Origin of the sequence: Streptomyces sp. B15 (assembly GCF_018070605.1) — a bacterium.
Taxonomy (GTDB): Bacteria; Actinomycetota; Actinomycetes; order Streptomycetales; family Streptomycetaceae; genus Streptomyces; species Streptomyces smyrnaeus.
On the sequence record NZ_JAGPXJ010000062.1, the window covers coordinates 29,892 to 46,807 of the forward strand.

Annotated in this window: 15 protein-coding genes; 4 read left to right on the forward strand and 11 right to left on the reverse strand. The window is 70.1% G+C overall.

Annotated elements, in window-relative coordinates; all coding sequences use genetic code 11:
• Window positions 1–14 precede the first annotated feature (14 nt).
• From tal to pgl, 4 genes are read left to right on the forward strand one after another with little or no spacing between them, the layout of a single operon-like run.
• Window positions 15–1,133, forward strand: a complete 1,119-nt coding sequence (tal, locus tag KBY19_RS24730; protein WP_185016512.1) for a transaldolase — start codon at window positions 15–17, stop codon at window positions 1,131–1,133.
• A gap of 5 nt (window positions 1,134–1,138) precedes the next feature.
• Window positions 1,139–2,674 carry a glucose-6-phosphate dehydrogenase gene (gene zwf, locus KBY19_RS24735; protein ID WP_099879470.1) on the forward strand — a complete coding sequence of 512 codons (1,536 nt, stop codon included), beginning with the start codon at window positions 1,139–1,141 and terminating at the stop codon, window positions 2,672–2,674.
• Window positions 2,671–3,765 carry a glucose-6-phosphate dehydrogenase assembly protein OpcA gene (opcA, locus tag KBY19_RS24740; RefSeq protein WP_247691376.1) on the forward strand — a complete coding sequence of 365 codons (1,095 nt, stop codon included), beginning with the start codon at window positions 2,671–2,673 and terminating at the stop codon, window positions 3,763–3,765. Before zwf ends, opcA begins: the two co-directional genes overlap by 4 nt.
• Window positions 3,762–4,532, forward strand: a complete 771-nt coding sequence (gene pgl / locus KBY19_RS24745) for a 6-phosphogluconolactonase (protein ID WP_210956124.1) — start codon at window positions 3,762–3,764, stop codon at window positions 4,530–4,532. The genes opcA and pgl overlap by 4 nt, the downstream gene beginning before the upstream one ends.
• A gap of 88 nt (window positions 4,533–4,620) precedes the next feature.
• On the opposite strand, the gene pgi is transcribed toward pgl, so the two are convergent.
• The 11 genes from pgi to KBY19_RS24800 all read right to left on the reverse strand — a co-directional run bounded on the left by pgi (window position 4,621) and on the right by KBY19_RS24800 (window position 16,900).
• The gene (gene pgi, locus KBY19_RS24750) at window positions 4,621–6,276 is read right to left on the reverse strand and encodes a glucose-6-phosphate isomerase (protein WP_099879474.1); all 1,656 of its coding nucleotides are present in this window, start codon (window positions 6,274–6,276) and stop codon (window positions 4,621–4,623) included.
• Window positions 6,277–6,444: 168 nt separating this feature from the next.
• Window positions 6,445–6,780 (reverse strand): RNA polymerase-binding protein RbpA, encoded by a 336-nt coding sequence (locus KBY19_RS24755; protein WP_078873174.1) that lies wholly within the window; start codon window positions 6,778–6,780, stop codon window positions 6,445–6,447.
• Window positions 6,781–7,014: 234 nt separating this feature from the next.
• Window positions 7,015–7,251, reverse strand: coding sequence for a preprotein translocase subunit SecG (gene secG, locus KBY19_RS24760; protein ID WP_180289595.1), 237 nt, complete (start codon window positions 7,249–7,251; stop codon window positions 7,015–7,017).
• A gap of 149 nt (window positions 7,252–7,400) precedes the next feature.
• Window positions 7,401–8,159 (reverse strand): triose-phosphate isomerase, encoded by a 759-nt coding sequence (gene tpiA, locus KBY19_RS24765; protein ID WP_210966748.1) that lies wholly within the window; start codon window positions 8,157–8,159, stop codon window positions 7,401–7,403.
• Window positions 8,160–8,458: 299 nt separating this feature from the next.
• Complete coding sequence (gene pgk, locus KBY19_RS24770) at window positions 8,459–9,670, reverse strand: phosphoglycerate kinase (RefSeq protein ID WP_185016514.1); 1,212 nt, start codon at window positions 9,668–9,670, stop codon at window positions 8,459–8,461.
• Between the two features lie 126 nt (window positions 9,671–9,796).
• Window positions 9,797–10,801, reverse strand: a complete 1,005-nt coding sequence (gene gap, locus KBY19_RS24775; RefSeq protein ID WP_099879480.1) for a type I glyceraldehyde-3-phosphate dehydrogenase — start codon at window positions 10,799–10,801, stop codon at window positions 9,797–9,799.
• A gap of 187 nt (window positions 10,802–10,988) precedes the next feature.
• Complete coding sequence (gene whiA / locus KBY19_RS24780) at window positions 10,989–11,966, reverse strand: DNA-binding protein WhiA (RefSeq protein WP_016468208.1); 978 nt, start codon at window positions 11,964–11,966, stop codon at window positions 10,989–10,991.
• Window positions 11,957–13,006 carry a uridine diphosphate-N-acetylglucosamine-binding protein YvcK gene (gene yvcK / locus KBY19_RS24785; RefSeq protein ID WP_247691377.1) on the reverse strand — a complete coding sequence of 350 codons (1,050 nt, stop codon included), beginning with the start codon at window positions 13,004–13,006 and terminating at the stop codon, window positions 11,957–11,959. The genes whiA and yvcK overlap by 10 nt, the downstream gene beginning before the upstream one ends.
• 5 nt (window positions 13,007–13,011) lie before the next feature.
• Window positions 13,012–13,956, reverse strand: coding sequence for an RNase adapter RapZ (gene rapZ, locus KBY19_RS24790; RefSeq protein WP_099879482.1), 945 nt, complete (start codon window positions 13,954–13,956; stop codon window positions 13,012–13,014).
• An 84-nt stretch (window positions 13,957–14,040) separates the two neighbouring features.
• On the reverse strand, window positions 14,041–16,140 hold the full coding sequence (gene uvrC / locus KBY19_RS24795) for an excinuclease ABC subunit UvrC (RefSeq protein ID WP_099879484.1): 2,100 nt from the start codon (window positions 16,138–16,140) through the stop codon (window positions 14,041–14,043).
• Between the two features lie 103 nt (window positions 16,141–16,243).
• The gene (locus KBY19_RS24800; protein ID WP_210966745.1) at window positions 16,244–16,900 is read right to left on the reverse strand and encodes an MBL fold metallo-hydrolase; all 657 of its coding nucleotides are present in this window, start codon (window positions 16,898–16,900) and stop codon (window positions 16,244–16,246) included.
• Window positions 16,901–16,916 lie beyond the last annotated feature (16 nt).

The following is a 16,916-nucleotide window of genomic DNA, read 5'->3' on the forward strand; positions in this document are numbered from 1 at the left end:
GAGATGCGAATCCCATGACAGACGCACTGAAGCGCCTCTCCGACGAAGGCGTCGCGATCTGGCTGGACGACCTGTCGCGCAAGCGCATCACGTCGGGCAACCTCGGCGAGCTGATGGACGAGCAGCACGTGGTCGGTGTGACCACCAACCCGACCATCTTCCAGAAGGCGATCTCGGCGGGCGACGGTTACCAGCAGCAGGTCTCCGACCTGGCGGCCCGCCGGGTCTCGGTCGAAGAGGCCGTCCGCATGATCACCACGGCCGATGTCCGCGACGCCGCCGACATCCTCCGTCCGGTCCACGACGCGACCGGCGGCAAGGACGGCCGGGTCTCCATCGAGGTCGACCCGCGACTGGCGCACAACACCCAGGCCACCGTCGCCGAGGCCCGGCAGCTGGCCTGGCTGGTGGACCGGCCGAACACCTTCATCAAGATCCCGGCGACCGAGGCCGGGCTCCCCGCGATCACCGAGACGATCGGCAAGGGGATCAGCGTCAACGTCACGCTGATCTTCTCGCTGGAGCGCTACCGCGCGGTCATGGACGCCTACATGGCCGGCCTGGAGAAGGCCAAGAGCCTGGGCATGGATCTGTCCCAGATCCACTCCGTGGCCTCGTTCTTCGTCTCCCGCGTGGACACCGAGTTCGACAAGCGGCTCACGGCGCTGGGCACCGACGAGGCCAAGGCGCTCAAGAGCAAGGCGGCTCTCGCCAACGCCCGGCTGGCCTACCAGGCCTACGAGGAGGTCATCGCCTCCGACCGCTGGCAGGCGCTGGAGAAGGCCGGTGCCAACCAGCAGCGTCCGCTGTGGGCGTCGACCGGTGTGAAGGACCCGGAGCTGCCCGACACGCTGTACGTCACCGAACTGGTCGCGCCCAACACGGTCAACACCATGCCGGAGGCCACCCTGCAGGCCGTGGGCGACCACGGTGAGATCAAGGGCGACGCGGTCCGCGGCAGCTACGAGGAGGCCCAGGGCGTCCTCGACAGCATCGCCGAGCTCGGCATCTCCTACGACGACGTCGTCAAGGTGCTCGAGGACGAGGGCGTGCAGAAGTTCGAGGACTCCTGGAACGACCTGCTCAAGTCCACCGAGGCAGAGCTCCAGCGCCTGGCCCCGAAGGAGGCGTAACCGAATTGAGCAGCGCGAGCGGCACAGCCAACCCGCTGCGTGACGCTCAGGACCGACGGCTCCCGCGTATCGCGGGGCCGTCGGGCCTGGTCATCTTTGGCGTCACGGGCGATTTGTCACGGAAAAAGCTGATGCCTGCGGTGTACGACCTCGCCAACCGCGGGCTCCTCCCCCCGGGCTTCTCCCTCGTCGGCTTCGCCCGGCGCGACTGGGAGGACGAGGACTTCGCCCAGGTCGTGCACGACGCGGTCAAGGAGCACTCCCGCACCACCTTCCGCGAGGAGGTCTGGCAGCAGCTCGCCCAGGGCATGCGCTTCGTTCCCGGCGAGTTCCACGACGACCAGGCGTTCGAGACGCTCCGGACCACCATCGACGAGCTGGACAAGTCGCGGGGCACCGGCGGCAACTTCGCCTTCTACCTCTCCGTACCGCCCAAGTTCTTCCCCACCGTCGTCTCCCAGCTGAAGAAGCACGGCCTGTCCGACGCCGAACCCGGCTCCTGGCGCCGCGCGGTCATCGAGAAGCCGTTCGGCCACGATCTGAAGTCGGCACAGGAGCTGAACGCCGTCATCCATGAGGTGTTCCGGGCCAGCGAGGTCTTCCGGATCGACCACTACCTCGGCAAGGAGACGGTCCAGAACATCCTCGCCCTCCGGTTCGCCAACACGATGTTCGAACCGCTGTGGAACCGCAGCTACGTCGACCATGTGCAGATCACCATGGCCGAGGACATCGGCATCGGCGGCCGGGCCGGCTACTACGACGGCATCGGCTCGGCCCGCGACGTCATCCAGAACCACCTCCTCCAACTGCTCGCCCTGACCGCCATGGAGGAACCCACCTCCTTCGACGCCAAGGCGCTGCTGACCGAGAAGCTCAAGGTCCTCAACTCCGTACGGCTGCCGAAGGACCTGGGCAAGTACACCGTGCGGGGGCAGTACGCGGAAGGCTGGCAGGGCGGCGAGAAGGTGCCCGGCTATCTCGACGAGGAGGGCATCGACCCCAACTCGAAGACCGACACCTACGCCGCGATCAAGCTGGGGATCGACAACCGGCGCTGGGCCGGGGTCCCCTTCTATCTGCGCACCGGCAAGCGGCTGGGCCGCCGGGTGACCGAGATCGCGGTGATGTTCCAGCGCGCGCCCCACTCCCCCTTCGACGCCACCGACACCCAGGAACTGGGCCAGAACGCGCTCGTCATCCGCGTCCAGCCGGACGAGGGCGTGACGATCCGCTTCGGCTCGAAGGTGCCCGGCACCCAGATGGAGATCCGGGACGTGACCATGGATTTCGCCTACGGCGAGTCCTTCACCGAGTCCAGCCCCGAGGCGTACGAACGCCTCATCCTCGACGTCCTGCTGGGGGATGCGAACCTCTTCCCCCGGCACCAGGAGGTCGAACGCTCCTGGGAGATCCTCGACCCGATCGAGGAGTACTGGGACAAGCACGGCAAGCCCGAGCAGTACCCCGCCGGCACCTGGGGACCCCAGGCCGCCGACGAGATGCTCGCACGCGACGGACGGATTTGGCGGCGGCCATGAACATCGACCTGACGGACACCACGTCCAGCCGCATCAACGCCGAACTGGTCAAGGCGCGCCGCTCCCTCGGCTCGCCCGCCATGGGCATGGTGCTGACCCTCGTCATCGTCACCGACGAGGGCAACCACTACGACGCGCTCAAGGCCGCCAGCGGCGCCTCCAAGGAGCATCCCTCGCGGATCCTCGTCGTCGTCCGCCGCCCCGGCCGCTCCCCCCGCGACCGGGCGCAGCACCGGCTCGACGCCGAGGTCCGGGTCGGCAGCGACGTGGGCGAGGCGGGCTCCGGCGAAACGATCATCCTGCGGCTGCACGGCGAACTCGCCTCCCACGCCCACAGCGTCGTCCTGCCCCTGCTGCTGCCGGACGCCCCGGTGGTCGTGTGGTGGCCCGAGGACGCGCCCGAGAACCCTGCCGAGGACCCGCTGGGGAAACTGGCCCAACGGCGCATCACCGACGCCGCGGCGACGGAGGACCCCGTCGGCGCCCTCAGTCTGCGTGCCACCACCTACGCGCCCGGCGACACCGATCTGGCCTGGACCCGCATCACCCCTTGGCGCAGCATGCTCGCCGCCTCGGTGGACCAGAAGCAGACCACCATCAACTCGGCCGTCGTCGAAGGCGAGGAGTACAACCCCTCCAGCGAACTGCTCGCCCTCTGGCTCGCCGAGCGGCTGCGGGTCCCCGTCGAGCGCCGGATCTCCGAAGGCCCCGGCATCACCGGGGTACGGATGGAGACCGTCGAAGGCCAGATCTGCCTCGACCGCGCCAACGGCTCGCTGGCCGAACTCGCCGTCCCCGGCCAGCCCGACCGGCACGTCGCCCTCCAGCGGCGCAGCACGGCCGAACTGCTCGCCGAGGAACTGCGACGGCTCGACCCGGACGAGGCGTACGCCGAGGCCGTCAGCTTCGGCATCAACAAGATCTCGGGGCCCGACCCGGCACACCCCACCCCGGCCGCACCGGCACCCGCCCCGGCCGAGGCCTCCGGACAGGCGGAGGAGCCCTCCACCGCGGAGCCGGCGGCCGAGCCCGCCCCGGCGAAGCCCAAGGGGCGCTCGAACCGGTCGAACACGAAGAAGGCCACGAAGTGAGCGCGGCCCCCGAGGTGGTCCCACACCCCGACAAGGACGCGCTCGCCCTGGCCACCGCGGAGCGGCTGGTCACCCGGCTGACCGACGCACAGGCCGCGCGCGGCACGGCGTCGGTCGTGCTGACCGGAGGCCGCAACGGCAACGCGCTGCTGGCCGCGCTCGCCGACTCGCCGCGGGCACGGGAGCGGATCGACTGGACACGGCTGGACGTGTGGTGGGGCGACGAGCGGTTCCTCCCCGAGGGCGACCCGGAACGCAACCACACCCAGGCCCGTGAGGCCCTGCTGGACGCGGTCGAGCTGGACCCCGCGCGGGTGCATGTGATGCCGCCCTCCGACGGCCGGTACGCGGGCGACGCCGAGGCCGCCGCCGAGGCGTACGCGACGGAGCTGGCCGCCGCGGCGGAGGGCGACCCGACGGTGCGGGTCCCCGCCTTCGACGTGCTGCTGCTGGGTGTCGGCCCCGACACCCACGTCGCCTCCCTCTTCCCGGAGCACCCGGCGCTGCGGGAGACCGAGCGCACCGTCGTCGGCGTCCACGGAGCGCCGAAGCCGCCGCCCACCCGGCTGTCGCTGACACTGCCCGCGATCCGCGCCGCCGAGGAGGTGTGGCTGCTCGCAGCCGGTGAGGACAAGGCCGACGCGGTCGCCCTCGCCCTCTCGGCCCCCGGCGAACTGCAGGCCCCGGCCGCCGCCGTGCACGGGCGCTCCCGCACCCTGTGGCTCCTGGACGAGGCGGCGGCCTCCCGGTTGCCGACCGACGCCTGACCGGCCGTCTCGACCCGGGTGCCCCGCCCGGGGGCCGTCGAGAAGCAGCCCCTCCCCCGTTCGGCAGGGGGAGGGGCTGCCTCACTGTCTAGGCGGTGCGGCCCCGCAGGGAGCGGTAGCGGTCGACCAGGGCTTCGGTGGAGGCGTCCAGGCCCGACACGCGCGCTCCCTCGGTGAGCGCCGGTTCGAGGCGCTTGGCGAGGACCTTGCCGAGCTCGACGCCCCACTGGTCGAAGGAGTCGATGTTCCAGATGGCGCCCTGGACGAACACCTTGTGCTCGTAGAGGGCCACGAGCTGGCCGAGCACGGAGGGGGTGAGCGCGGAGGCCAGGATGGTGGTCGTGGGGCGGTTGCCGGGGAAGGTGCGGTGCGGGACCTGGGCCTCCGGGACGCCCTCGGCACGCACCTCCTCCGCCGTCTTGCCGAAGGCGAGGGCCTGCCCCTGGGCGAAGAGGTTCGCCATCAGCAGGTCGTGCTGGTCGCGCAGCTCGCCGAGCTCGGCGACGGGGTCGGCGAAGCCGATCAGGTCGGCGGGGATCATCTTGGTGCCCTGGTGCAGCAGCTGGTAGTAGGCGTGCTGTCCGTTGGTGCCGGGAGTGCCCCAGACGACGGGTCCGGTCTGCCATGCGACGGGACCGCCCTCGCGGGTGGTCGACTTGCCGTTGGACTCCATGTCCAACTGCTGCAGATAGGCGGTGAACTGGGACAGGTAGTGGCTGTAGGGCAGTACCGCGTGCGACTGCGCGTCGTGGAAGTTGCCGTACCAGATGCCCAACAGGCCCAGCAGCAGCGGCGCGTTGGCCTCGAAGGGCGCGGAGCGGAAGTGCTCGTCCATCAGATGGAAGCCGGCGAGCATGTCACCGAAGCACTCGGGGCCGATGGCCACCATCAAGGAGAGACCGATGGCCGAGTCGTAGGAGTAGCGACCGCCGACCCAGTCCCAGAACTCGAACATGTTGTCGGTGTTGATGCCGAACTCCGCGACCTTCTCCGCATTGGTGGAGACGGCCACGAAGTGCTTGGCGACGGCCGACGAGTCCCCACCCAGCCCGGCCAGCAGCCAGGCGCGCGCGGCCTTGGCGTTGGTGAGGGTCTCGACGGTGGTGAAGGTCTTGGAGGCGACGATGAACAGCGTCTCGGCCGGGTCCAGGTCCCGGACGGCCTCGTGCAGATCCGCGCCGTCCACGTTGGAGACGAAACGGAAGGTCATGTCCCGCCGGGTGTACGGGCGCAGCGCCTCGTAGGCCATCTTCGGGCCGAGATCGGAGCCGCCGATACCGATGTTGACGATGTTCTTGATGCGCTCTCCGGTGTGGCCCCGCCAGTGGCCCTCGCGGATCCTGCCGGCGAAGGTGCCCATCCTGATGAGGACTTGGTGCACCTTGCGCATCACGTTCTCGCCGTCCACCCGGACGGTCGCCGACTCAGGAGTGCGCAGCGCCGTGTGCAGAACGGCGCGGTCCTCGGTGACGTTGATCTTCTCGCCCTCGAACATCGCGTCCCGCAGCCGGGCCACGCCCGCCGCCTCAGCGAGTTGCCGCAGCAGGCGCAGCGTCTCGTCGGTGACCAGGTTCTTGGAGTAATCGATGTGGAGGTCGCCGACCCGAACGGTGTAGCGCTCGGCGCGCTGCGGGTCGTCCTCGAACAGTCGCCGCAGGTGCGTGAGGCCGAACTCGTCGCGGTGCTTGGACAGCGCGTGCCACTCGGGCAGCTGGTCGAGTCGGGTGCGGCCTTCAGCGTTCATCAGCGAAACCAGCCCATTCCTCTCGTAACGAACCCCGCCGTCCTCCAACCTAGACGATGAACGGCCCGGCCGCGCACCGCCCCTCGGTGCGCGGCCGAGCCGTCCGTCGTTCGGTGTCATGAGTGGTGCAGGTGCCCTGACGGCGTCGGCGCGTCGGCCCGGATCGCCTCAGATCTCGCCCCTGAGCTTGGCGAGCGCCTCGGCGAGAATCGCCTCGCCGTCCGCGTCGCTGCGCCGCTCCCGCACATAGGCGAGGTGGGTCTTGTACGGCTCGGTACGCGGGGGGTCCGGGGGATTGTCCCGGTCCGTTCCTGCTGGGAAGCCACAGCGCGGACAGTCCCAGGTCTCCGGGATCTGCGCGTCGCTGGCGAAGCTCGGCTGGGTCTCGTGCCCGTTGGAGCACCAGAAGGAGATGCGGAGGCGGGGTGCGGACTCGCCTCGCTCGGCCTCCCCCATCGGCCCCGCTCCGACCCGGCTGCCCCGGATCGCGTTGCCACTTGCCACGGTCGTAACTCCCTGCCTCACGGTGCCACGGAGCGTCGGCACTGCGCGCTCCGCTGCGGGCGCCCTAGTGTACGTAGGGCCCAACGCGCGCCCGGTGACCGGAGTTACTGCGTCGGTACCGGACGCGGACCCTCATGATAGGCAGGGGGTGCAACGCCCTGTCAGCCGTTGTGCAGGCGCCAACTGTGAATCGCCGAAGCCCGCATACCGGATCAGAACCGTACGATCCGACGATCAGCTGTCGAACTTCATCAGCAGACCGAGCACGACGATGATGGCGAACCACGCCAGGCCCACGACGACCGTGATCCGGTCGAGGTTGCGCTCGGCCACCGACGAGCCGCCGACGGAGGACTGCATACCGCCACCGAACATGTCGGAGAGGCCGCCGCCCTTGCCCTTGTGCATCAGCACCAGCAGCAACAGCAGCGCACTGAAGACGATGAGGGCGATTGAGAACCCCATGACCACGGCTGGACCAACTCTCTCGGATCGTGGCTGGACACTTAACGTTACGAACGCTTACGGGGGCCGGACCGCGGGTCCGGCCCCCGCAAGACTACGACGGGCGACGGCCCGCCGTCACACGCTGCTGTCCCACCGGTGGTGGAAGCGGACGCTCACTGGTCCCGGAAGCGGATGATCTTGACGAATTCCTCCGCGTCCAGCGAGGCGCCGCCGACGAGCGCGCCGTCGATGTCGGGCTGCGCCATGATCTTGGCGACGTTGCCGGCCTTGACGGAGCCGCCGTACTGGATGCGGACCTGCTGCGCGGTCGCCCCGTCGTCGTACAGCTCGGCCAGCCGCCCGCGGATCGCACCGCAGACCTCCTGGGCATCCTCTTCGCCGCAGACCTTCCCGGTGCCGATGGCCCAGACCGGCTCGTAGGCGATGACCAGCCCGGCAGCGTCCTCGGCGGAGACGTCCTTGAGACCGCCCTCGACCTGGGCGAGGGTGTGGCTGACATGGTTGCCCGCCTCGCGGACGGCCAGCTCCTCGCCGACGCACAGGATCGGGGTCAGGCCGTGCTTGAGGGCGGCCTTGACCTTGGCGTTGACGAGCGGCTCGTCCTCGCCGTGGTGCTGGCGGCGCTCGGAGTGGCCGACGGTGACGAAGCTGCAGTTGAACTTCGCCAGCATCGAGGCCGAGATCTCCCCGGTGTAGGCACCCGATTCGTGCGCCGACAGATCCTGCGCGCCGTACTTGATCCGCAGCTTGTCGCCGTCGACCAGCGTCTGCACCGAGCGCAGATCGGTGAAGGGCGGCAGCACCGCGACCTCCACGGCTTCGTAGTCCTTGTCCGTCAGCGCGAAGGCGAGCTTCTGGACATGGGCGATGGCCTCGAGGTGGTTGAGGTTCATCTTCCAGTTGCCCGCCATCAGCGGGGTACGGGTAGGCGGTGTACTCACGCCTCTCCTTCCATGTTCGCTTCTCCGCCCACACGGCGCAGTGCGAGTCTCGTAGTTACCCGCGGCCCGGCAGCCGCGCGTGCGACGCTCACGGCCCTTCCATGTTCGCTTCTCCGCCCACACGGCGCAGTGCGAGTCTCGTAGTTACCCGCGGCCCGGCAGCCGCGCGTGCGACGCTCACGGCCCTTCCATGCTCGCTTCTCCGCCCACACGGCGCAGTGCGAGTCTCGTAGTTACCCGCGGCCCGGCAGCCGCGCGTGCGACGCTGGTCAGTCCTCCAGCGCGGCCAGGCCGGGAAGCGTCTTGCCCTCGAGGTATTCGAGGCTGGCGCCACCGCCGGTCGAGATGTGCCCGAAGGCGTTTTCGTCGAAGCCCAGCTGACGGACGGCGGCGGCGCTGTCGCCGCCGCCGACGACCGTGAAGGCGGGAGAGTCGAGCAGACCCTGCGCGACGGCCTTGGTGCCCTCGGCGAAGTCCGGGTGCTCGAAGACGCCCATCGGGCCGTTCCAGAAGACGGTGGCCGCGTCGGCGAGCTTCGCGGCGTAGAGCTTACGGCTCTCCGGGCCGATGTCCAGGCCTTCCAGCTCCGCGGGGATGGCGTCCGCCGCCACGACCGTGGGGTCGGCCGGCGCCTTGGTCTTCAGATCGGGGAACTCGGGCGCCGCCAGCACGTCCACCGGCAGCACGAACTCCACGCCCAGCTCCTCGGCGCGCTCCAGATAGCCCTTGACGGCCGGGATCTGGTCCTCCTGGAGCAGCGACTTGCCGACCTCGTACCCCTTGGCCTTCAGGAAGGTGTAGGCCATGCCGCCGCCGATCAGCAGCCGGTCGGCCTTGTCGAGCAGATGGTCGATGACGCCGAGCTTGTCGGAGACCTTGGCGCCGCCCAGGACCACCGCGTAGGGCCGCTGGACGTCCTCGGTGAGCTTCTTGAGGACGCCGACCTCGGTGGCGATGAGGGAGCCGGCGGCGTGCGGAAGGCGCGCGGGCAGGTCGTAGACGGACGCGTGCTTGCGGTGCACGGCGCCGAAGCCGTCGCTCACGTACGCGTCGGCGAGTGCGGCCAGCTCGTCGGCGAAGGCACCCCGCTCGGTGTCGTCCTTGCTCGTCTCACCGGCGTTGAAGCGGAGGTTCTCCAGCAGCGTGACCCCGCCGTCGGTGATCCCACCGACGGTGGCCTTCGCGCTGTCCCCCACGGTGTCGGTCGCGAACGCGACCTGGCTGCCGAGGAGTTCGCCGAGCCGCCGGGCGACGGGCGCCAGCGAGAACTGCGGGTCCGGGGCGCCCTTGGGACGGCCCAGGTGGGAGGCCACGACCACGCGCGCGCCGCTTTCGGCCAGCTTCTTGATCGTGGGGACGGCGGCCCGGATCCGGCCGTCGTCGGTGATGGTGTCGCCGTCGAGCGGGACGTTGAGATCGGCACGGACGAAGACCCGCTTGCCGGACACGCCCTCGCCGACGAGTTCGTCGATCGTCTTCATGGATGGCTCCTGTGATGGGCCCGGGGCGGCACCCCGGTGGTTACGCGGCACACACGGCGGACGCGGCATGCGACAGGGCTCGTGCGCGGCGCACGAGCCCTGCCGTTCACCTCGGTCCGCGCGGGTTCAGAGCTGCGAGCCGACGTAGCTGGTGAGGTCGACCAGCCGGTTGGAGTAGCCCCACTCGTTGTCGTACCAACCGATGATCTTGGCCTGGTTGCCGTCGACCATGGTGAGGGAGGCGTCGAAGGTGCAGGACGGCGGCTGGTTGACGATGTCCGAGGAGACGATCTGGTCCTCGGTGTACTCGATGATGCCCTGCAGCTGCCCCTCGGCGGCCTTCTTGAAGGCGGCGTTGACCTCGTCCTTGGTGGTCTCGCGCTTGAGCTCGAGCACCAGGTCGGTGACGGAGCCGGTGGGGACCGGGACGCGCATGGCGATGCCGTCCAGACGGCCCTTGAGCTGCGGCAGGACCAGCGCGGTGGCCTTGGCGGCACCGGTGGTGGTCGGGATGATGTTCTCGGCGGCGGCCCGGGCACGCCGCAGGTCCTTGTGCGGGAAGTCCAGGATGCGCTGGTCGTTGGTGTAGGCGTGCACCGTGGTCATCAGACCGCGCTCGATGCCGAAGTTCTCGTCCATGACCTTCGCCATCGGCGCCACACAGTTGGTGGTGCACGAGGCGTTGGAGATCACGTGGTGGTCGGCGGCGTCGTACTTGTCCTGGTTGACGCCCATCACCACGGTGATGTCCTCCTGCTTGGCCGGAGCCGAGATCAGGACCTTCTTGGCGCCCGCCGCGAGGTGCTTGGCAGCGTCCTCGCGCTTGGTGAAGATGCCGGTGGACTCGACCACGATGTCGGCGCCCAGCTCGCCCCAGGGGAGCTTGGCCGGGTCCTTCTCCGCCATCGTCTTGAAGGTCTGCTTGCCGACCGTGATGGTGTCCTCGGTGTGGCTGACCTCGTACGGGAGGCGCCCGAGGACGCTGTCGTACTTGAGCAGGTGCACCAGGGTGGCGTTGTCGGTCAGGTCGTTGACACCGACGATCTCGATGTCCGCACCCTGGTTCAGCAGCGCGCGGAAGTAGTTACGACCGATACGGCCAAAGCCGTTGATGCCTACGCGGATCGTCACGAACCGATCTCCTCGCTAGGTACGCCGGTAAGGACACCGGCGAGGGCTGTTTGGGATGTCCCCGACCGACTCCGACCCTACCTCTCCGATGCGGCGGGGCTCACATCGGCCGGGCGGGCAAATCCGGACGGCTCAGGCGAGCACGGGGCGGCTCAACTGGCCGTCCCGCAGGGCCTTCCTTGTCGGATCAGCCGACCATTTCCTCGGTCAGATTCGACTCGGTTCCAGGGATACCGAGGTCCTGTGCGCGCTTGTCGGCCATGGCCAGCAGCCGCCGGATCCGGCCGGCCACCGCGTCCTTGGTCAGCGGCGGGTCGGCGAGCGCGCCGAGCTCCTCCAGCGAAGCCTGCTTGTGCTCCATCCGCAGCCGGCCGGCGGCGGCCAGGTGCTCGGGCACCTCGTCACCGAGGATCTCCAGCGCACGCTGCACCCGGGCGCCGGCGGCGACGGCGGCGCGGGCCGAGCGGCGCAGATTGGCGTCGTCGAAGTTGGCGAGCCGGTTGGCGGTGGCCCGCACCTCGCGGCGCATCCGCCGCTCCTCCCACGCCAGTACGGACTCATGGGCGCCGAGCCGGGTCAACAGCGCGCCGATGGCGTCACCGTCCCGGACGACGACGCGGTCCACCCCGCGCACCTCGCGGGCCTTGGCGGCGATCTGGAGCCTGCGCGCCGCGCCGACGAGGGCCAGCGCCGCCTCCGGCCCCGGGCAGGTGACCTCCAGGGAGGAGCTGCGCCCCGGCTCGGTCAGCGAACCGTGCGCCAGGAACGCGCCGCGCCAGGCGGCCTCCGCGTCACAGGTGGCCCCCGAGACCACCTGCGGGGGCAGCCCCCTGATGGGGCGGCCGCGGCCGTCGACGAGGCCGGTCTGCCGGGCGAGCTGGTCACCGCCCGCAACCACCCGTACGACGTACCGGCTGTTGCGGCGCAGCCCGCTGGGGGCCATCACCACCAGGTCGGAGGAGTGTCCGAAGATCTCCAGGATGTCCTTGCGCAGCCGCCGGGCCGCGATACCCGTGTCCAGCTCCGCCTCGATCACGATCCGCCCGCTCACCAGGTGCAGCCCACCGGCGAAGCGCAGGATCGACGAGACCTCTGACTTCCGGCAGCAGGTCCGGGTGACGGGGAGCCGGGAGATCTCGTCCTTCACCGCAGGCGTCATCGCCATGGGCCGATCCTTCCATGCATCCGAAAAATACGGTCGTACGCGGTGGCCAGCAGCTCCGGGTCGTGCCGGGCAACTCCTTCCCCGGACTCCTCCCGGGGGGTGCCCCCGGCTGCCGCTACGGGCGCCAGCTCGACCTTCCCGCCGAGCTGGTCGGCGGCCTCGCTCAGGGAGTCCTGGTCGGGCACGGCGTCCTGGTCGGCCAGCACCACGTCGAAGGTGAGTTTAGGGGCGTGTCGGGCCAAAACCTCCAAATGACGCTGCGGGGAAAAACCGTCCGTTTCTCCCGGCTGCGGAGCAAGGTTGAGAGAGAGGACCTTTCGGGCCTTCGTCTCGATCAGCGCCTCCAGCAACTGCGGTACCAGCAGATGCGGGATGACGGAGGAGAACCAGGAGCCCGGGCCCAGCACCACCCAGTCGGCGTCCAGCACGGCGCGCACCGCCTCGGGCACGGCCGGTGGATCGTTGGGGACCAGGTGCACCTCCTGCACCTCACCCCGGGTGAGCGCGACGGTGGCCTGGCCCCGGACGGTGGACAGCTCGTCGGGGCGCGCGGGGTCGTGACCGCGCACGCTGGCGCGCAGCTCCAGCGGCACGGCCGACATCGGCAGCACCCGGCCGTGCGCGCCCAGCAACTTGCCGACCAGGTCGAGCGCCTGCACATGATCGCCCAGCTGTTCCCACAGGGCGACGATCAGCAGATTGCCGACCGCGTGTTCGTGCAGCTCGCCCCTGCTCTCGAAGCGGTGCTGAATGACCTGCGCCCAGGTGCGGCCCCACTCGTCGTCCCCGCACAGCGCCGCCAGCGCCTTGCGCAGGTCCCCGGGGGGCAGCACGCCCAGCTCGTCGCGGAGCCGCCCGCTGGAGCCGCCGTCGTCGGCGACGGTGACCACCGCTGTCAGGTCTCCGGTGATGCGGCGCAGCGCCGTCAGCGACGCCGACAGCCCCATGCCACCGCCGAGCGCCACCACTTTGGGCTGCTTGGAGGTCAGGCCGCGCAGCGTCGCGCGCCGCCCCAGATGCCGCAGGCTCCTACGGGCCATGGGCGTCACTCACGCCCCATGTCACGGTGGACGACCACCGTCTCCACGCCCCCGTCGGAGAGCCTGCGGGCGAGCTTCTCCGACATGGCGACGCTGCGGTGCTTCCCGCCGGTGCAGCCGACGGCGACGGTGACGTACCGCTTGCCCTCCCTGCGGTAGCCGGCGGCGATCAGCTGGAGCAACTCGGTGTAGCGGTCCAGGAACTCCTTGGCGCCGGGCTGGTTGAAGACGTAGTTGGAGACCTCCTCGCTGGTGCCCGTGTAGGGGCGCAGCTCGGGGACCCAGTGCGGGTTGGGCAGGAAGCGGCAGTCGACCACCAGGTCGGCGTCCACCGGCAGACCGTACTTGTAGCCGAACGACATGACGGTGGCGCGCAGTTCGGGCTCTTCCTCGCCGGCGAACTGGGCGTCCAGCTTGGCGCGGAGCTCGTGCACGTTGAGGCTGGAGGTGTCGATCACCAGGTCGGCGTCGCCGCGCAGCTCACGCAGCAGATCCCGCTCGGCGGCGATGCCGTCCACGATGCGCCCGTCACCCTGCAGCGGGTGGGGTCGGCGCACGGACTCGAAGCGGCGCACCAGAGCCTCGTCGGACGCCTCCAGGAAGACGATCCGCCGGGCGACGTTGAAGGCCGCGAGATCGGCGAGGGAGCCCTTGAGGTTGTCGAAGAAGTTACGGCCGCGTACATCGACCACGACGGCGATCCTGGCCACGTTCCCCTGCGACCTGGCGCCGAGCTCGACCATCGTCGGGATCAGCTCCGGCGGCAGGTTGTCGACGACGAACCAGCCCAGGTCCTCCAGACACTTGGCGGCGGTGCTGCGACCGGCGCCCGACATCCCGGAAATGATCACCAGCTCCGGGATCGTCGTGCCCGCCGCCTCCTCCGGCTGCGCCGGGTTGAGGGTACTCACCACTGCTCCGTCTCCGCGCTGCTCGCGTTCCGCGCTCATGCTGTCATCCCCCGACTGTCGGTCTTGGTGCCGGACGTGCCGGTCTTCGTGTCACCGGTCTTCGTGTCACCGCTTCGCTCTCGTTCACTCTTCTTCAACGATCTCACCGGTCGCGGTATTCACCGCCGGACGCGAGGGCGCCGCCTGGGACAGCGCCGCGGCGACCGTCTCGGCGGTCTTCCGGCCCACACCCGGCACCTGGGAGATCTCCTCCACGGAGGCCGCACGCAGCTTCTTGACCGAGCCGAAGTGCTTGAGCAGGGCCTTCTTGCGGGTCTCACCCAGTCCGGGCACGGTGTCCAGCGGACTGCCGCGCAACCGCTTGCCGCGCTTGCCCCGCTGGTAGCGGATCGCGAAGCGGTGCGCCTCGTCCCGGACGCGCTGGAGCAGATAGAGCCCCTCGCTGCTGCGCGGCAGCACCACCGGGTCGCTCTCGCCGGGCAGCCAGACCTCTTCCAGCCGCTTGGCCAGGCCGCAGACGGCCACATCGTCGATGCCCAGCTCGTCCAGTGCGGCCTGCGCGGCGGCCACCTGCGGCTGACCGCCGTCGACGACCACCAGCTGCGGCGGGTAGGCGAACTTCTTGGGGCGGCCCTCCTCGTCCCGGCCCGCGCCCCGGGCGGGCTGCTGCGGGGCCGACGGCTCCGTCACCGGCTGCTCGGGGCCCGGCTGAGGTGCCGGCCGCGGCCCGGGGGGCCCGTCGGCCGGGCCGGACTCCAGCTCGCCGCCCAGCTCCTCCTCCGGCCACTCCCCGGTCTTCTGCTTCTCCACCAGGTAGCGCCGGAAGCGGCGGCTGATCACCTCGTGCATGGACCGGACGTCGTCCTGTCCCTCGAAGGACTTGATCTGGAAGCGGCGGTACTCGCTCTTGCGGGCCAGACCGTCCTCGAAGACGACCATGGAGGCCACCACGTCGTCACCCTGCAGATGCGAGATGTCGAAGCACTCGATACGCAGCGGAGCCGAGTCGAGATCGAGGGCCTCGGCGACCTCCTCCAGGGCGCGGGAGCGGGTCGTCAGATCGGAGGCGCGCTTGGTCTTGTGCAGCACCAGGGCGTGCTCGGCGTTGCGGTTGACCGTCTCCATCAGGGCGCGCTTGTCGCCCCGCTGCGGGATGCGCAGGCTCACCTGGGCACCCCGCCGCTCGGTCAGCCACTGCGTTATCGGCTCCGTCGGCTCCGGCAGCGCGGGGACCAGCACCTCCTTGGGCACGCCCCCACTGCCGCCGCCGGTGGACGCGTCGCCCTGCTCGGCACCGTAGAGCTGCTGGAGGGCGTGCTCGACCAGCTCGGCCGTGCCGACGGCCTCGACCTTGTCGGTGACCCAGCCGCGCTGACCGCGCACCCGCCCGCCGCGTACGTGGAAGATCTGGACGGCCGCCTCCAGCTCGTCCTCGGCCACCGCGATCAAGTCGGCGTCGGTGGCGTCGGTCAGCACCACCGCATTCTTCTCCATCGCCCGCTTGAGCGCGTCGATGTCGTCCCGCAGCCGGGCGGCCCGCTCGTACTCCAGCTCCTCGGCCGCCTCCTGCATCTCGCGCTCCAGACGGCGCAGATACGAACCGGTGTGCCCGGCCATGAAGTCGCAGAACTCCTCGGCCAGTTCCCGGTGGTCCTCGGGGCTGATCCGGCCGACGCAGGGGGCCGAACACTTGCCGATGTAGCCGAGCAGGCAGGGGCGGCCGATCTGCGCCGAGCGTTTGAAGACCCCGGCGGAGCAGGTACGCACGGGGAAGACCCGCAGCAGCAGGTCGACCGTCTCGCGGATGGCCCACGCCTGCCCGTACGGCCCGAAGTAGCGCACGCCCTTCTTCTTGGGGCCGCGCATCACCTGCACACGGGGGAACTCCTCGTTCATCGTCACCGCGAGGGACGGGTAGCTCTTGTCGTCGCGGTACTTGACGTTGAACCGCGGGTCGAACTCCTGGATCCAGCTGTACTCCAGCTGGAGCGCCTCGACCTCGGTGTTGACGACGGTCCACTCGACGGAGGCGGCCGTGGTCACCATCGTGCGGGTGCGCGGGTGCAGTCCGGCGAGGTCCTGGAAGTAGTTGTTGAGCCGCTGGCGGAGGCTCTTCGCCTTGCCGACGTAGATCACCCTGCGGTGCTCGTCGCGGAAGCGGTAGACCCCGGGCGAGTCGGGGATCTCTCCCGGTTTGGGACGGTAGGTGGAGGGGTCTGCCATGTGGCCCACCCTACTGGCGCGCACCGACAGCGATCAGCGCGAGGCGGCGCCGGGAGGGCGCGCGGCCTGTGTACCCGCGCCCTTCCGGCGCCGCCCCGGCCGGCTACCAGCCGCGCTCGCGCCACTCCCCCAGGTGCGGGCGCTCGGCACCCAGCGTGGTGTCGGCGCCGTGGCCCGGATAGACCCAGGTCTCGTCGGGGAGTTGGCCGAAGAGTTTCTGTTCCACGTCGTCGATGAGGCGGGCGAAGTTCTCCGCGCTGCCGAAGGTGTTGCCCACCCCGCCCGGGAAGAGGCAGTCACCGGTGAACAGGTGCGGGTGGCCGCTCGGGTCGTCGTAGACGAGGGCGATCGAGCCGGGGGTGTGCCCCACCAGGTGCCGGGTCGTCAGTTCGACCTCGCCGACCCGCAGCGTGTCACCGTCGTCCAGCGGCACGTCGGTGGGGACGGGGACGCCCTCGGCGTCGTGGCGCCCGGCGTACGTACGTGCGCTGGTGGCCCGCACCACCTCCTGGAGCGCCTGCCAGTGGTCGCCGTGCCGGTGGGTGGTGACGACGGAGGCGATGCCGTCGTCACCGATGAGCTCCAGCAAGGTGCCCGCGTCGTTCGCGGCGTCGATCAGCAGCTGCTCGCCGGTGGCCCGGCAGCGCAGCAGATACGCGTTGTTGTTCATGGGTCCGACGGCGACCTTGGAGATCATCAGGTCCCGCAGCTCATGCACGTCCGCGGGGCCGCCGACCTGAACCGTTCCGCTGTATGGCATGCCGCCAGCCTATGGG

Excerpts from the sequence above, each read along its gene's own strand:
- tal (WP_185016512.1), top strand. The coding sequence starts at position 15 with ATGACAGACGCACTGAAGCGCCTCTCCGACGAAGGCGTCGCGATCTGG.
- opcA (WP_247691376.1), top strand. The coding sequence starts at position 2,671 with ATGAACATCGACCTGACGGACACCACGTCCAGCCGCATCAACGCCGAA.
- pgi (WP_099879474.1), bottom strand. The coding sequence starts at position 6,276 with ATGAACGCTGAAGGCCGCACCCGACTCGACCAGCTGCCCGAGTGGCAC.
- tpiA (WP_210966748.1), bottom strand. The coding sequence starts at position 8,159 with ATGGCGGGCAACTGGAAGATGAACCTCAACCACCTCGAGGCCATCGCC.
- pgk (WP_185016514.1), bottom strand. The coding sequence starts at position 9,670 with ATGAAGACGATCGACGAACTCGTCGGCGAGGGCGTGTCCGGCAAGCGG.
- whiA (WP_016468208.1), bottom strand. The coding sequence starts at position 11,966 with ATGGCGATGACGCCTGCGGTGAAGGACGAGATCTCCCGGCTCCCCGTC.
- yvcK (WP_247691377.1), bottom strand. The coding sequence starts at position 13,006 with ATGGCCCGTAGGAGCCTGCGGCATCTGGGGCGGCGCGCGACGCTGCGC.
- rapZ (WP_099879482.1), bottom strand. The coding sequence starts at position 13,956 with ATGAGCGCGGAACGCGAGCAGCGCGGAGACGGAGCAGTGGTGAGTACC.
- uvrC (WP_099879484.1), bottom strand. The coding sequence starts at position 16,140 with ATGGCAGACCCCTCCACCTACCGTCCCAAACCGGGAGAGATCCCCGAC.
- KBY19_RS24800 (WP_210966745.1), bottom strand. The coding sequence starts at position 16,900 with ATGCCATACAGCGGAACGGTTCAGGTCGGCGGCCCCGCGGACGTGCAT.